Origin of the sequence: Planococcus liqunii (assembly GCF_030413595.1) — a bacterium.
In the GTDB taxonomy this organism is placed as follows: Bacteria; Bacillota; Bacilli; order Bacillales_A; family Planococcaceae; genus Planococcus; species Planococcus liqunii.
Map to the genome: position 1 here is coordinate 234,221 of NZ_CP129238.1, position 13,072 is coordinate 247,292.

At 46.1% G+C, this 13,072-nt stretch carries 16 protein-coding genes and 1 other annotated feature; of the genes, 8 read left to right on the forward strand and 8 right to left on the reverse strand.

All coding sequences use genetic code 11. From position 1 onward, the window contains the following. Nucleotides 1–23: 23 nt before the first annotated feature. Entirely contained in the window at nucleotides 24–395 is a 372-nt protein-coding gene (locus tag QWY22_RS01260; protein WP_300982569.1) for a PaaI family thioesterase, read from the reverse strand. Between the two features lie 269 nt (nucleotides 396–664). Here QWY22_RS01260 and QWY22_RS01265 point away from each other — a divergent pair, with 269 nt between their 5' ends. From QWY22_RS01265 to QWY22_RS01275, 3 genes are all read left to right on the forward strand, one after another. Beyond that, on the forward strand, nucleotides 665–1,288 hold the full coding sequence (locus QWY22_RS01265) for a cell wall hydrolase (protein ID WP_300982570.1): 624 nt from the start codon (nucleotides 665–667) through the stop codon (nucleotides 1,286–1,288). A 110-nt stretch (nucleotides 1,289–1,398) separates the two neighbouring features. Then, nucleotides 1,399–1,746 carry an ASCH domain-containing protein gene (locus QWY22_RS01270; RefSeq protein WP_300982571.1) on the forward strand — a complete coding sequence of 116 codons (348 nt, stop codon included), beginning with the start codon at nucleotides 1,399–1,401 and terminating at the stop codon, nucleotides 1,744–1,746. A 3-nt stretch (nucleotides 1,747–1,749) separates the two neighbouring features. Beyond that, complete coding sequence (locus QWY22_RS01275; RefSeq protein ID WP_300982572.1) at nucleotides 1,750–2,181, forward strand: DUF2269 family protein; 432 nt, start codon at nucleotides 1,750–1,752, stop codon at nucleotides 2,179–2,181. A gap of 47 nt (nucleotides 2,182–2,228) precedes the next feature. Here QWY22_RS01275 and QWY22_RS01280 read toward each other — a convergent pair whose 3' ends face one another. The 3 genes from QWY22_RS01280 to QWY22_RS01290 are packed head-to-tail and all read right to left on the reverse strand — an operon-like array spanning nucleotide 2,229 to nucleotide 5,203. Beyond that, complete coding sequence (locus QWY22_RS01280; protein ID WP_300982573.1) at nucleotides 2,229–3,038, reverse strand: carbohydrate ABC transporter permease; 810 nt, start codon at nucleotides 3,036–3,038, stop codon at nucleotides 2,229–2,231. Between the two features lie 19 nt (nucleotides 3,039–3,057). Further along, nucleotides 3,058–3,933 carry a carbohydrate ABC transporter permease gene (locus tag QWY22_RS01285; RefSeq protein WP_300982574.1) on the reverse strand — a complete coding sequence of 292 codons (876 nt, stop codon included), beginning with the start codon at nucleotides 3,931–3,933 and terminating at the stop codon, nucleotides 3,058–3,060. 4 nt (nucleotides 3,934–3,937) lie between these two features. Beyond that, the gene (locus QWY22_RS01290; RefSeq protein WP_300982575.1) at nucleotides 3,938–5,203 is read right to left on the reverse strand and encodes an ABC transporter substrate-binding protein; all 1,266 of its coding nucleotides are present in this window, start codon (nucleotides 5,201–5,203) and stop codon (nucleotides 3,938–3,940) included. Nucleotides 5,204–5,422: 219 nt separating this feature from the next. After that, nucleotides 5,423–5,634: a binding site (T-box leader), on the forward strand. A 476-nt stretch (nucleotides 5,635–6,110) separates the two neighbouring features. Between QWY22_RS01290 and trpE the strand changes: the two genes are divergently transcribed. Together trpE and QWY22_RS01300 are read left to right on the forward strand one after the other, a co-directional pair. Next, nucleotides 6,111–7,451 (forward strand): anthranilate synthase component I, encoded by a 1,341-nt coding sequence (gene trpE / locus QWY22_RS01295; RefSeq protein WP_300982576.1) that lies wholly within the window; start codon nucleotides 6,111–6,113, stop codon nucleotides 7,449–7,451. Beyond that, nucleotides 7,448–8,038, forward strand: a complete 591-nt coding sequence (locus QWY22_RS01300; protein ID WP_300982577.1) for an anthranilate synthase component II — start codon at nucleotides 7,448–7,450, stop codon at nucleotides 8,036–8,038. Before trpE ends, QWY22_RS01300 begins: the two co-directional genes overlap by 4 nt. 111 nt (nucleotides 8,039–8,149) lie before the next feature. Here the strand turns inward: QWY22_RS01300 and QWY22_RS01305 are convergent, their stop codons facing one another. Continuing rightward, nucleotides 8,150–9,004, reverse strand: a complete 855-nt coding sequence (locus tag QWY22_RS01305) for a dimethylarginine dimethylaminohydrolase family protein (RefSeq protein WP_300982578.1) — start codon at nucleotides 9,002–9,004, stop codon at nucleotides 8,150–8,152. A 143-nt stretch (nucleotides 9,005–9,147) separates the two neighbouring features. On the opposite strand from QWY22_RS01305, the gene QWY22_RS01310 reads away from it, so the two are divergent. After that, nucleotides 9,148–9,564 (forward strand): GNAT family N-acetyltransferase, encoded by a 417-nt coding sequence (locus QWY22_RS01310; protein ID WP_300982579.1) that lies wholly within the window; start codon nucleotides 9,148–9,150, stop codon nucleotides 9,562–9,564. A 42-nt stretch (nucleotides 9,565–9,606) separates the two neighbouring features. Here the strand turns inward: QWY22_RS01310 and QWY22_RS01315 are convergent, their stop codons facing one another. Together QWY22_RS01315 and QWY22_RS01320 are read right to left on the reverse strand one after the other, a co-directional pair. After that, entirely contained in the window at nucleotides 9,607–9,990 is a 384-nt protein-coding gene (locus QWY22_RS01315; RefSeq protein WP_436836769.1) for a nucleotide excision repair endonuclease, read from the reverse strand. Nucleotides 9,991–10,081: 91 nt separating this feature from the next. Next, on the reverse strand, nucleotides 10,082–10,729 hold the full coding sequence (locus QWY22_RS01320; protein WP_300982580.1) for an SDR family oxidoreductase: 648 nt from the start codon (nucleotides 10,727–10,729) through the stop codon (nucleotides 10,082–10,084). Between the two features lie 135 nt (nucleotides 10,730–10,864). On the opposite strand from QWY22_RS01320, the gene QWY22_RS01325 reads away from it, so the two are divergent. Beyond that, complete coding sequence (locus QWY22_RS01325; protein ID WP_300982581.1) at nucleotides 10,865–11,143, forward strand: DUF6509 family protein; 279 nt, start codon at nucleotides 10,865–10,867, stop codon at nucleotides 11,141–11,143. Nucleotides 11,144–11,191: 48 nt separating this feature from the next. On the opposite strand, the gene QWY22_RS01330 is transcribed toward QWY22_RS01325, so the two are convergent. Beyond that, nucleotides 11,192–11,929 carry a SurA N-terminal domain-containing protein gene (locus QWY22_RS01330; protein WP_300982582.1) on the reverse strand — a complete coding sequence of 246 codons (738 nt, stop codon included), beginning with the start codon at nucleotides 11,927–11,929 and terminating at the stop codon, nucleotides 11,192–11,194. Between the two features lie 147 nt (nucleotides 11,930–12,076). Here QWY22_RS01330 and QWY22_RS01335 point away from each other — a divergent pair, with 147 nt between their 5' ends. After that, nucleotides 12,077–12,982, forward strand: coding sequence for a DMT family transporter (locus tag QWY22_RS01335; RefSeq protein ID WP_300982583.1), 906 nt, complete (start codon nucleotides 12,077–12,079; stop codon nucleotides 12,980–12,982). Nucleotides 12,983–13,072: the final 90 nt, after the last annotated feature.

Genomic DNA, 13,072 nt, shown 5'->3' on the forward strand with positions numbered 1-13,072 from the left:
CCTTTTTCTTTTTCAGCTATCCCTTATTGGTTAAACAGAATGGCCCTGGCTTTGGCTACTACATGGTCCTGGTCATCGTGGATGATGCAGTCTGCATGCGTAATGTTGCGCCCCTCTTTTACAGCAAAAGCACGGGCAGTTAAAAACTCGGATTTTGCTCCTTTAAGGAAAGTGACATTTAAATCGACGGTCACCACTTTTTGCTTGCCGTCTACATCAGGTGCTACCGTATTGCAGAGTGCGACATCAGCGAGTGTAGCAATAACGCCGCCGTGAATCACCCCTACACTGTTAACGAATAGAGGTTGGATAGGCAATGTTACTTTTACACTGTTTTCACTTATCCGTTCGTATGACATATCTAAAAATTCATCAAAAGGCTGTCGGATGAACATCGCAATTCCTCCCCAAAATAACATGATTTTTTACTCTATTCGCCAATCCATCACTTGAACCCTTTTTCCCAGCTTCTTTTAGGTGAAATCCCGCAAAGAAATGACATTTATTATGTAATTTTATTCCATTAAATCATTATGCAAGACTTTAGTACTTTTATTAATTGGAAATTAAGTAGGTATGAAGGGTTTAATTTTCTAATCTCACCCTATATACTGGGGAAAGGAATTGTTTTTTTACAATTCCAGATACAGGAAGGAGAGAAAGCATGAAAAGTCTTAAAACTTTAGCATTCGGTTTGTTTGTAGTTCTGTTCCTGAGTTTTTCCCAGACAGAAGCAGAAGCGCATTCTCCAGATCTTCACTCGGGCTCTACGGGTCAGGCAGTAACTGAACTGCAGACAAAACTGAAAAAACTCGGTTACTTCCATGTTGCCCCAACAGGTTATTATGGTTCGATTACAGAAACGGCAGTAAGCCAGTTCCAGCGTGATTTCGGCGTCCCAGCAACAGGTTACACGGGAACTTTGACTCGAAATAAATTGGAGCAAGTAGATATGATGGCACACGTAGTGCATGGAGAAGCAAGAGGCGAGGTTCATAAAGGAAAAGTGGCTGTAGCAGCCGTGATTCTGAATCGCATCAATTCCGGCCACTTCCCTAACAGTACATACGATGTCATTTTCCAGCGCAATGCATTCACCGCAGTTAATGACGGACAGTACTGGTTAACGCCGGACGCTTCCGCTTACCAGGCAGTGCGTGACGCTTATCAGGGATGGGATCCAAGTGCCGGCGCCACGTATTATTACAATCCAGCAGGCGTAACGAATAACTGGATTTTCTCACGGACCGTCATTACAAAAATCGGCAAGCATTATTTCGCGAAGTAAACGAAAAGCCCTGGAGTTTTCTCCAGGGCTTTTACTATTCCAAACAAAAGATATGCAGGTCCGCTCCTTCGTTTATAATGAAGGGGAAGCAAACGAAAGGCGGAATGAAAATGGCTGAATTACTTAACAACGAATTGCCACCCAAAACATGCAGCATCGAGAAATTGGTGACGAATAAAAAAGATGTGGCAAAAGTGCTGGCCGGCAACAAAACGGCTACTCGGCGGAATGGCCGCTATGCGGATATCGGCGAAGTGATGGTGCTGGAAGGAAGCGAATTTGTGGTAGAACGCGTCTATGCACAAACGCTGGGTGAATTGACGGACGAACATGCACGCCAGGAAGGATACGGCAGTGTGGAGGAATACAAACAATCCATCCTTAAATTTCATCCAGGCATGCCTTGGCTTCCACAAATGTCCGTATGGGTCCATGAGTTTGCACCGGTTGTGAACTAAACGATGTATACAGTGGTTCTGTTTCTGCATGTTCTCAGTGCCGTTTCATCAATCGGGCCATTCTTTGTGCTCGTGCCATTAACTCAACGGATGAATGGGGCGCCTAAAGATGTGCTGAGCGCGCAAATCGTTACGTTCCGTTCAGCGGTCCGCCTCGTTAAACATGCAGGCCATGTACTGGTGACAACGGGTGTGCTGCTGATTTGGCAAAGTTATTGGCAATGGACGACGTCGTGGATTGTGATGACGCTTGTCATTATGTTTGGGTCCATCGTCTTTTTGGCCCGCGCATTCAAACCGGTTTTGAAAAAGTTTGAAGAGCCGCATGCCGACCGGCGTTCCCTTATCAAAAAACTGCAGCGTTCGTTGTGGATCTATATTGTGATTTTATTGGCGATGCTGTGGCTGATGGTGGCTAAGCCGGAGTTATGGTGAAAAGATAAAAGACTGTCGAGAAATTCTCGACAGTCTTTTTGAATAGGTCAGCCTTTGACGGCGCCTGCGGTCATGCCGGCAACGAAGAAACGCTGCAGGAAGACGTACGCGACGACCATCGGAGCAGAGGCGATAATGACACCGGTGAAAAGCATTGGATAGTTGGTAGAATATTGTCCCTGAAACTCGAGCAAAGCGAGCGGCAAGGTCTTGTAGGCATTGTCTGTGATGAACAGCAACGGATAAAGCAAATCGTTCCAGTGCATCACAAACAGGAAAATGGCAGTTGCCGACAGGGAAGGCAACGACAGTGGAATCGCAACTTTTGTGAACATCTGCCAATTTCCGGCTCCGTCAATCGTCGAGGCCTCAAACAGTTCTTTTGGCAAAGTTTTCATAAAACCGGTCAAAATGAATACGGCTATTGGCAAGGTTGTCGAAACATTCACCAGGATCAAGCCTACTAAGCTATTGGTAAGATTCAAGTCGAGCATCAGCGAATAGAGCGGCACCATGATAACTTGCGCCGGTACCATCATGCCAAGTATAAATAGCGTAAACATAATGTTTCCAAGCCAGCTGCTGAGGCGGGTGATGCCAAAAGCGATCATGGCAGCGAACAGCAGCGTAAAAGTTACAGAAAAAAGCGTAACGATGACACTGTTCATGAAGTAGCCGGCCATTGTCTGCTCCTGGAAAATGGCTACGTAATTATCAATGTTTATGCCGTCTGCAGGAAGCCCGAGCGGATTGGAAAATGTTTCTCTCAAAGTTTTCATGGAGGTCAAAACAACAACCAACAACGGGATTAAGATAAGCAACGCATAAACGAGCAGAGAAAATCTTCGGAAAAGCAAGCTGTTTTCCTCCTTTCAATTAATAGGAAATCCGATCCGAGCGCAATGCTTTGAATTGCAGGAACGTGATAATCGCTATGATGATCATGAAAATAACGGAAATGGCACTTGCATAACCGAATTGATAATTTCTAAAAGCGATGTCGTAAATGTACGTAGCGATGATTTCGGTCGAATTGTTCGGACCGCCGCCTGTCATCGCAAACACCAAATCGAACGCTTTAAACGATTGAATGGTGGTATAAGCGACAACAATGGTAGCGGAAGGGGCAAGCAATGGCCATGTTACAGAACGGAACGTCTGCCACTTGGATGCCCCTTCAATTTTGGCTACTTCATACATTTCCTGCGGAATGGCTTGGAGGCCAGCGACAAATACAATCAGCATTTGGCCTGCGTGGAACCACACTTGGGTAATGGCCAAGGAATAAATCGCGATATTGGCGTTCCCCAGCCAATTCTGCGCTATAAAGCCAAGGCCAATTCCTTCAAGCAGCTGATTTAGGATGCCCAGCGACGGATCGTAGACGAATGCCCAGATAAAGGCCACTGAAACGGACGACAGAATCGTCGGGAAGAAATACAGAGCCCGCAGGAAAACCGTGGTCTTTGAATTCTTGATCAGGATCATGGCAAAGGCAAGCGCTACAATCGTTTGGAAAACGACGACGACCAGCATGAATTTCAAGTTATTGCCGATCGTTTTCCTGAAAATCGAATCGCCCGTAAACGCCCGTTCGAAATTGTCGAATCCGATAAAGGCGAAAGCATCGCTAAACCCATCCCAATCGGTGAAGGAGTAGAACAATGCACTTACAGTTGGATATAGAAAGAAAATGCTATACAGGACTAAGCCCGGAACAAAGAATAGAAAAATGGTTTTTGAGGTTTTCATGACATCATTCCCTGTTTTCGTCTACGATTTTCTGTGCAGCTTCAGCAGCTGCCATCGGATCTTCTCCGCCTAATACGTTTTCAATTGAGCTGAGTACAGCATCTTCAACTTGGGCGTTGGTAATCAAGTAACGCGGCTGGAATCTGGTTTTTCTTTCATCGATCCAATAAGCTGTATTTTTCAATGCTTCAGATTCATAGTTCACGTCTGTAACCGTCAAATGCTGCCCGGTTTCATTGGCATATTTAGAAGCGACTTCCGGCTGGCTTAAGTAATCGATAAATTTCTTCGCTTGTTCTTTTTTCTCGGAATTGCTATTGACCGCAAGCATGAATGTTGCTGTGTTGATGCCTTCATAGACAGCTTCGCTTTCTTCGACGGTAATCGGTGCAAGCAAGTCCAGTTGAAGCTCAGGGTTCAAGCCTAGAAGTGATGCCATGTGGTAAGAGCCTGTTGCAAGCATGGCAGCTTCTTCATTGGCTACCATAGCCATTGCAGCATCTTGGTTTGTGCCCAATGCATTTTTCTGGATATATCCTTTTTGCTCAAGCAATTGGAAATCTTCGAGGGTTTTCACCCACCATTCGTTTGTCAGTTTTTCTTCGCCGCTTAAAAGCTTGGCAAAAATTTCTTCATCCGGCGCATTGTTCATGACCATGCTGTTCATGAATTGGTTAGGGCCGATATCGGCGCCAGGGAAAGCGATAGGGGTAATGCCGTTTTCAAGAAGCGTATCGCATAATGCCTGGAATTCAGACCAGCTTTTCGGCACTTCCAAGCCCAGCTCTTCAAACATGCCTTTGTTGTATATCGGCATATTGAACACCAGCTGATACGGAAGCGCGAATTGCTTGCCGTCCACTTGGCCGACACTGATTAGGTTTTCATCAAAATTAGAAACAAATTTTTCACTGCTTAAATCCTCAAAAATACCGGCTTCTTGAAGCGACTGGAATTGTGCTCCGGGGAATGAAGCGAATACATCGCCCGTGGAACCTTCCTGCAGCATGCGCTGTGCCGTTCCGAGGTATTGATCGGAAGGATAGATGTTCATTTCAACAGAAATATCCGGATTTTCTTTTTGGAATTCAGCAATAATTTCATCGAATACAGCTTTGTCTTCACCGCGCCAATGCATAAAGCTGATTTTTGTTTTGTCGCCGCTTTCGCTGCCGCTGTCACTGCTGCTGTTGCTTTCTCCGGCACAACCCGAAAGAATTAAAATGAGCATGAGAAATCCAGCCAATAGAAATTTAAACTTTTTTGTCATTTCTGTATCCTCCCTTTTTATAAGTAATAACTGCTTATTATTAGTTATACCGCAAAAATACCATCATGTACAAACAATACTGAATTATCGAATATCGAGCAGTTTTTTGTTGACAAAGGATTAAAATTCCAATAAGATAGGTGCAACCTTTTTGTACGGATTAGGCAGAAGGTGTCGGGAGCGGCATCGCCGGAAGTACAGTTGAGCTGAGAATAGCAGAGCAAATCGTTGAATAAGAAGAGTAGCGCATCGAATTCCTCTCAAAGAGAGCCGGTGGCAGGTGGAAACCGGCGAGGAAAATGCGTGAATGGGCTTATGAGAGATTCCTTGAATTACAGTAGAGGAGTCCGTTTTCCCCGCGTTACTGGGGATCGAGTGAAAGCTTTTTCAGCTTTAACAAGAGGTGGCACCGCGGTCAAACCGTCCTCTGCAAGGGAGATTCCTGTTCCTTGCAGAGGGCTTTTTTTATTGGTTGCAGGTGTGTGGTTGAAGCGGTAATGTGGCCGCTTCCGCTTTTCTAAGTGTCTAGCTGCAGCGCCTAGCCCCTCGGGGTCTTAAGTCAGCCCACTCTGGAAATCAGGATTTCCGGCGTGTTCTGCCTTAAGCCTGTCGGGGCTGCACAGGCGCTTCCGCTTTTCTAAATGTCTAGCTGCAGCGGCCAGGTTCTCGAGTCATAAGCCAACCCAGCTGTGCGGCAAAGAGCGCCACTTCGCTGGTCCGTCTTATGCCTGTCGAACCTGAACGGCCGCTTCCGCTTTTCTAAATGTCTAGCTGCAGCGGCCAGGTTCTCGGGTCATAAGCCAACCCAGCTGTGCGGCAAAGAGCGCCACTTCGCTGGTCCGTCTTATGCCTGTCGAACCTGAATGGCCGCTTCCGCTTTTCTAAAAATCGAGGGAGATGAGCTGAGATGAAGTTGAGAAAAATTGATGGAGATTCACTGACGCCGATTGTCGTATTCAACCGGCTGCAAGGCAAACGGAAGTGTTTATTGGAAAGTTCGCTGAAAACGGGTGTGACTGGCCGTTATTCATTTATCGGAGCGGATCCTTCGAAATCCTATATTGGAAATGGAAATTCATTGAAAGAGATAGATTTCAGAACCGGCGTTGAAGAAATTTATAGCGGAAAGCCATTAGAGCTTTTAAAATCCCTTTTGCCGGTTTTTGAAGCAAAAGCAGCGGAATTGCCGTTTACCGGCGGGGCTCTCGGCTACATTGGCTACGATGCGATTGGCGCTTACGAACCGGTTGAAGCAGCGCGGGTGAACAGCTTGGAGATGCCAGACCTTCATTTGCATTTGTACGAGACCATCGTCGTTTTTGACCATGTGAAAAATGACATCACCATTATCTCGTTTGAAGACAAACTGGATGAAGTGGAAGCACAGCTTAGCGTATCGGAACCAACTATTGAACAGAAGAAACAGCCGCCGCTTGAATTCACTTCCAAAACTACCGCAGCAAAATTTCGGGCACAGGTAGAGCAGGCAAAAACGCATATCCGGAATGGAGATGTGTTTCAATTGGTGTTATCGCAGCGCTTATCGGCTGCTTACCAAGGAGAAGCTTTTCAGCTATACCGCAAACTGCGCAAGGAAAACCCGTCGCCTTACCAATTTTTCATCGACTTTGATAAGTATGCGGTTGTCGGAGCATCGCCTGAAAGTTTATTGACGATTCGGAATGGCCATATGGTGACCAACCCAATTGCAGGAACAAGAAAGCGGGGGCATACGGAAAAAGAAGACGCCTTTCTTGCCGAAGAACTAGCGAACGATGAAAAAGAACGGGCAGAACACCAAATGCTGGTTGACCTCAGCCGCAATGATGTAGGCCGTGTAGCTGCCATTGGTTCGGTGAAGATTCCGAAATACATGGTCATCGAGCGATATCAGCATGTGATGCACTTGGTTTCGGAAGTGACGGGTGAGTTGAACCGCCGAATGCACCCGCTGGATGCACTGGTATCTTGTCTTCCGGCCGGAACAGTATCCGGGGCGCCGAAAGTCCGCGCAATGCAGCTGATTCAGCAATTTGAAGAAGAGCGGCGGGGCGTCTACGGCGGAGCTGTCGGTTATTTCGGCTTTAATGGAAATCTGGATGTGGCCCTTGCGATTCGGACCTTTGTTGTCAAAGACCAGCAGGTCCATGTGCAAGCGGGGGCAGGCATCGTCTATGATTCCGATCCGCAGGCAGAATTTGAAGAAACCTTGCACAAAGCGCGTTCATTGACGGAGGTGTTCGGATGATTCTCTTAATCGATCATTATGATTCTTTTACGTACAATATTTACCAAGCTGCAGCAGAACTGGGAGAAGACGTGGAAGTCGTACGCTACGGTGCATTAACGATTGACGAGATACTTGCGAAAAAACCGCAAGCCATTATCTTATCGCCAGGCCCAGGCCATCCGGAGGCCTTGCCGGAATCGCTGCGGTTGATCCGCCAAGTTTACCAAAGCATTCCCATTCTCGGGATTTGCCTGGGCCACCAATTGATTGGCGCTGCTTTTGGCGGGGAAATTTCTCAGGCACCAATTATCCGGCACGGCAAAGTTTCACTGGTGGCCCATGAACAGCAAGGCATTTTTGCCGGCTTGCCGAATCCGGTCCCGGTCATGCGCTACCATTCGCTGGCGGTACAGGCAGATACTATGCCGCTGTGTTTTGAAGTCCATGCTGCGGCAATGGATGACGATACCGTCATGGCCATCAAACACCGCGATTATCCGGTGTATGGCTTGCAATTCCATCCCGAATCAATCGGCACCCCTGATGGCGCTAAATTACTGGGGAATTTCTTTGCTGAAATCAAGCGGAAGGCTGCCGTTCGGTAAAATCAAAAGAAAAAGGGGCTGCCCAATAAGTCAAATAATGAACTTATTGGGCAGCACCTTGCTTTTAATAATGGGGGGTAATACTATTGCGCCTGTTTCTGCATCGCTTTGCTATTTTCTGACGAGCGGCATCGTGCAGCAGCGGAACGCGCCGCCGGATTTAATGATTTCGGAAAAGTCCACTTCAATCACATTGAAATTATGCTTTTTCAGCAGGTGATTGACTTTCTTGTTTTGAGGCTGGCTGAAGACTCGCCGATTCCCAATAGACAGTACGTTGGTGCCAAGTGCAAATTGCTCCTCAGCATTCACTTTTAGAAGCGTGTATCGCTTGGCCAGCATTTTTATCGTTTCTGCATCCAATGCTTCCGGGAAGATGAGGGCTTCTGTGGGCGATAGGATATTAAACACACAATCAAGATGCAAGTATTTTTCATCAAATGAAACAGGGACGACGTTAAAGCGCGGAAGTTTATCCTGCAGTTCATGAATAGCGGTTTTGGATGTGCGGCTGCTGATGCCGACATACAAGGTGTCATGGTCAATAATGACATCTCCGCCTTCCATGCGGTTGCATCCGAGCGATTCAAAGTTGATTTGCTGGCTTTTCAGCCATTTTTCCAGTTCTGCTTCTTCGCCTTGCCGGATGGACGAGGCCATTTCTCCGATAAAGACGGTATCGTCTACTGTAAAACCGATGTCCCGGGTAAAGACCTGTTCAGGAAACTGCTCAGACGGTTGGAGCAGCTCTACAGCCACTCCATTTTCCTGAAGCGCTTTTACAAATTGTTTATGTTGCTGAGTTGCTTTTTCTGTATCGATGTTTTCTTTTTGATAGCGCTTTTGTACATCATTGATCACTTCTTTGATTTCCATGTAATGCGGTGGGCATACCAAGACCGACTGAAGTGTATCGTATTCGCTTCTGCACCAGGCAAACGGCGCTTCTTTTGCATAAGACGTCATATTTTCTCCTCCAAAAAACCTAGTTAATTACTTACCTATTCCCTTTTGACTAGCGCATTAAAACATAAGAATGCAGTACAATCGAAAAGAGGCAGCCCAAAGCTAAAAAGCTGCAGACGATAATCGGGGGTAGGAGGAATTATATGAATATTATTAAACAAGAAGTTCAAGAAGACCGTGAGTTTATCCGCAACAAAGTCATTCAACACAATACGGCAAGCTTGCCGGAAGAACAGAAATCACCGAAAGAAGGAATCAGCTTTATTGCCCGCGATGAGAACGGGGAAATCATTGGCGGCATTACAGGCACCGCTTACTGGGGGCATATGCACATCGATTTTTTATGGGTGGATCCTAAAGCCCGGGGCCAGCGGATTGCGGAACGATTGATGCAGCAAATGGAAGAGTACTCAAGAAACCAAAACTACAGCCTGCTGGTTGTTGAAACCTTCAGCTTTCAGGCGCCCGGTTTTTACAAGAAGCAAGGATTCCGTGAGTTTGGCTTATTGGAAGACCATCCTAAAGGGCATACTAAACACTTTTTTGAGAAACGCTTATAAGAAAAGAAATAAAAAAAGACGCCAAAGCGGCGTCTTTTTTAACTATTCCTGGTCTTTGTAAAACACTTTGTCGACATTGTATTTCGCTTTATGGGCATTGATCAAATAGGTTTCGTAAATTTCACGCTCCATTGGATCTTCTACAATTGAAACGGTGATGCGGTAAACTTCTTCGCGATGGTTTTTCAAAGGCGATATGTTGTCTTCGAAATGTTTTTTCACGCGCTGGCGCAATTTGCGGGCTTTGCCGACAAACAGCAATTCGCCGCTGTGGTTGAAAAATTGGATGATGCCGCCTTTGTCGCGCGGGATTTCATGCAAATCGATAAAGCCGTACAATGGTTTAATGACCGCTTCGTCGCCTGTGATTTCCTGTTTGCGCTGTGTAATGGTGATATCAGCTTTCGGTGGTTGGATATTAATCATGCTTATCACGTCCTCTATTATCGTAATGCCTATCGTAACACAAAAAAGAGCGAAAATCTATTCGCTCTTCATGTAAACGGCTGCCAGGAAATTATAAATTATTCAGCTCTTCTTCGAGCGGAGTGTCTCCTTGGAGCACTTCAAAAATTTTGTGATGCGTGTTCGGCTGATCCAAGGCTTTCACCAACACCGCAGCCACATCGGCTCTTGGAATCGAACGGCCTTCTATGGAAGTGAAGCCTTCGGAAGAAACTTCGATTTTGCCGGATTTGTCTTCGTTGGATAAAGCACCTGGCCGGATAATGGTGTAATCGAGATTGGTCGTTTGCAAGATATCGTCTGCTACTCTTTTGGCAACGAGGTAAGGCTTCATTTTTTCGCCGCCTTCGTCAGGGTCAGGCGTACCCATAGAGCTCAGTTGGACAAAGCGTTTTACGCCTTTGTCTTCGGCATATCTTGCAGCTTTTACAGAACCCCACAAATCAATCGTCAAGGTTTTATCGGGGCCAGTTGAACCGCCGGAACCGGCAGCGAAAATCACCGCATCCACATCTTCAAACGCTTGGCTGAAGTCTTTTTCCAAATCTCCCAGCACCACTTTTGCAGCTCCGAGTTCTTTTAAATGATCGACTTGTTCTTCTTTGCGGACCATGGCTACCGCATCATGCTGTGATGCTGCCAGTTCCTGGACAACCCGGCGTCCGACTTGCCCGTTTGCGCCAATAACTAATACATTCATGTAAGTTCCACTCCTTTAAAGTTTACCATTTAGTTATTATTCCCGTTGCTTGGCACGTTAAACGTCCGTGGATTTCGAGACGAAGCTATCAAAAACCTAGTTAACAGGCTAAAATGGAAAGACGGAGGTGTATAAATGGAGATTACAAATTTTGGTTTTAATCAGTTAAAAGACCCAACCGGCATCATCTTGGGCGAACGCTACGAATTTCTGCTGGATGTAGAAGTGGAAGAAGATGATGAGCTGTTTACAGAAGGCGGTTTGGAGCTGCGTGTTATTTTAGCAGTAGAGGAAGATGGCGCACGGATTGCCCATTATAATTTTGCTGACAAAATGTCCCGCGAAGTTTTGGAGTTTGGGTTGGAAGAAGACGAAGAAGCGGAAGTATTGGCTTTTTGCAAAGACAAATTATAAGAATGCTAGTAAAAATCCCGGCTCAAATTGAATTGAGCCAGGATTTTTTTAAATTTTTACGTCGATTTTTGCTGTTTCTTTTAATTCCTCAATGCGGTCGTAAACCGCTTTTTGTGTATTTTGCTGTTCAAGAGACTGGCGGATGGTTGGTTCCATTTCTTCAAAAGCGGGAGCTTCTTCTCCAGCGGTCTCAGCAAAGCCGTCATACGCTTCTTGTACTTCTTTATCCGTCACTTCAGCAGCCTTCACTTCCTTGGCGACGTAGTTTTCATAAGTAATTTGTTCACGGAGCTGGCTTTCCATATCGTCCAGGGTATAGCCGTTTTCTTTCAAAGCTGCGTTCATCGCTTTTTCGTCTTCAAACTGGCCTTTCAATTCTTCAAGGCGTTCTTCAACTGCCGCATCTTCTGCGCTATAGCCTTTTTTTTCTGCGTCCTGCAAAATCAGCTTGTTGCCGACAATTACAGTGATGGCTTGTTCTTTGATCAAATCGGCATTCTCAGCTTCTGCAGTGTCTTTTCCTTGCGTCGCAAGAGAAGATTCCAGCTGGCGGGCCACACTGTTATAGACGTTGCCCAACACTTTTTCATCGTTAACAACGACCACTACATCTTTTTCAGCGGGCAGTTTCAGTTTTGACTCCTGCTCTGCTGGTTGTTCAGTCGAAGCTGCTGTTTCTTCTTTTGTGGTTTCTTCTTTTGGCGCAGCATCATCGCTATCTGAACAAGCACCAAGTGCCAATGCCAATAAAAGCGGTACCGCAGCGTATTTCATTTTTTTAATCATGTGTAAACTCCTCTTTGGTTAGTCTCGTTACAGTTAAACATATTTGCAGATGGGATACAAATAGTTGCGGTTCCTCGTTTAAATAATAGCACAATTCTGTATAATGGAACGATATTCAGAATAAGAGCTGCTGAAGGAGATAGAGAAATGAGCAAGTACTTTACCCGGGCGACCGGATTGTTGGCCCTGTTGGTCATCATATGGGGAGTCAGCTGGTCCATTTACAAGCTGGCACTTGAATACACGCCGCCGATTTTGTTTGCCGGCACCCGCTCTTTCTTTGGCGGCCTGCTGCTGGCACTTGTGCTGCTGCCTGCGTGGCGCAAAATCCGCTGGCGGGAAAATTGGAAAGCTTATATGATTTCCGCTTTGTTAAATGCAGTGTTGTTTTACGGCTTGCAAACGGCCGGGCTTGAATATTTGCCGGGCGGCTTGTTTTCCGTTGTGGTTTATTTTCAGCCAGTGCTGATCGGGATTTTTGCCTGGATGTGGCTTGGAGAAAAGATGACTGCTTTTAAAATAGCCGGATTGCTTACAGGGTTTCTTGGAATTTTGGTTATCAGTGCGGATAGCTTGACCGGCGACATTTCCATAATAGGAATCGTCATGGCGCTTCTGGCAGCGCTTAGTTGGGCGCTGGGCGTTATTTATGTAAAGAAAGTGGGCCGGCAGGTGGATTCCATGTGGATGGTGGCTTTGCAATTCATCATTGGAGGAGCAGTGCTGTTGGCGGGGGGCAGTGTAGTTGAAAGCTGGTCCGATATCACCTGGAACTTGCCTTACTGGGCAGGCCTCTTGTTCGGCGCCACTTTTGGCGTACCGATTGCTTTTGTAATTTATTTTTTTCTGATGAATAAAGGCGAAGCGAGTAAAGTGGCGGCTTTTACTTTTCTCGTGCCGCTGGTCGCAGTATTGACGGGGACCGTATTTTTGGATGAACCCGTCACAGCGACGCTGGCAATTGGACTTGTCCTGATCATTTTAAGCATTTACCTCGTAAACCGGCGCCCGCGGCAAGCGAAAGCACTGATTCAGGAGAAAAAAAACGAATGACTCGGGAAAAGAAAAGTCGCTTTAGCATTTTAGGGTGCCGATTTAAAGGATGACTGGTATAGTTAAAAGTGTATTTAAATAAAAATTCGA

What these genes read in the sequence shown, in the direction of transcription:
- QWY22_RS01335 (WP_300982583.1), top strand. Translation starts at nt 12,077, where the DNA reads ATGAGCAAGTACTTTACCCGGGCGACCGGATTGTTGGCCCTGTTGGTC.
- QWY22_RS01330 (WP_300982582.1), bottom strand. Translation starts at nt 11,929, where the DNA reads ATGATTAAAAAAATGAAATACGCTGCGGTACCGCTTTTATTGGCATTG.
- QWY22_RS01270 (WP_300982571.1), top strand. Translation starts at nt 1,399, where the DNA reads ATGGCTGAATTACTTAACAACGAATTGCCACCCAAAACATGCAGCATC.
- QWY22_RS01275 (WP_300982572.1), top strand. Translation starts at nt 1,750, where the DNA reads ATGTATACAGTGGTTCTGTTTCTGCATGTTCTCAGTGCCGTTTCATCA.
- QWY22_RS01325 (WP_300982581.1), top strand. Translation starts at nt 10,865, where the DNA reads ATGGAGATTACAAATTTTGGTTTTAATCAGTTAAAAGACCCAACCGGC.
- QWY22_RS01305 (WP_300982578.1), bottom strand. Translation starts at nt 9,004, where the DNA reads ATGACGTCTTATGCAAAAGAAGCGCCGTTTGCCTGGTGCAGAAGCGAA.
- QWY22_RS01265 (WP_300982570.1), top strand. Translation starts at nt 665, where the DNA reads ATGAAAAGTCTTAAAACTTTAGCATTCGGTTTGTTTGTAGTTCTGTTC.
- QWY22_RS01315 (WP_436836769.1), bottom strand. Translation starts at nt 9,990, where the DNA reads ATGATTAATATCCAACCACCGAAAGCTGATATCACCATTACACAGCGC.
- QWY22_RS01300 (WP_300982577.1), top strand. Translation starts at nt 7,448, where the DNA reads ATGATTCTCTTAATCGATCATTATGATTCTTTTACGTACAATATTTAC.
- QWY22_RS01285 (WP_300982574.1), bottom strand. Translation starts at nt 3,933, where the DNA reads ATGAAAACCTCAAAAACCATTTTTCTATTCTTTGTTCCGGGCTTAGTC.
- QWY22_RS01260 (WP_300982569.1), bottom strand. Translation starts at nt 395, where the DNA reads ATGTTCATCCGACAGCCTTTTGATGAATTTTTAGATATGTCATACGAA.
- QWY22_RS01310 (WP_300982579.1), top strand. Translation starts at nt 9,148, where the DNA reads ATGAATATTATTAAACAAGAAGTTCAAGAAGACCGTGAGTTTATCCGC.
- QWY22_RS01290 (WP_300982575.1), bottom strand. Translation starts at nt 5,203, where the DNA reads ATGACAAAAAAGTTTAAATTTCTATTGGCTGGATTTCTCATGCTCATT.
- trpE (WP_300982576.1), top strand. Translation starts at nt 6,111, where the DNA reads ATGAAGTTGAGAAAAATTGATGGAGATTCACTGACGCCGATTGTCGTA.
- QWY22_RS01320 (WP_300982580.1), bottom strand. Translation starts at nt 10,729, where the DNA reads ATGAATGTATTAGTTATTGGCGCAAACGGGCAAGTCGGACGCCGGGTT.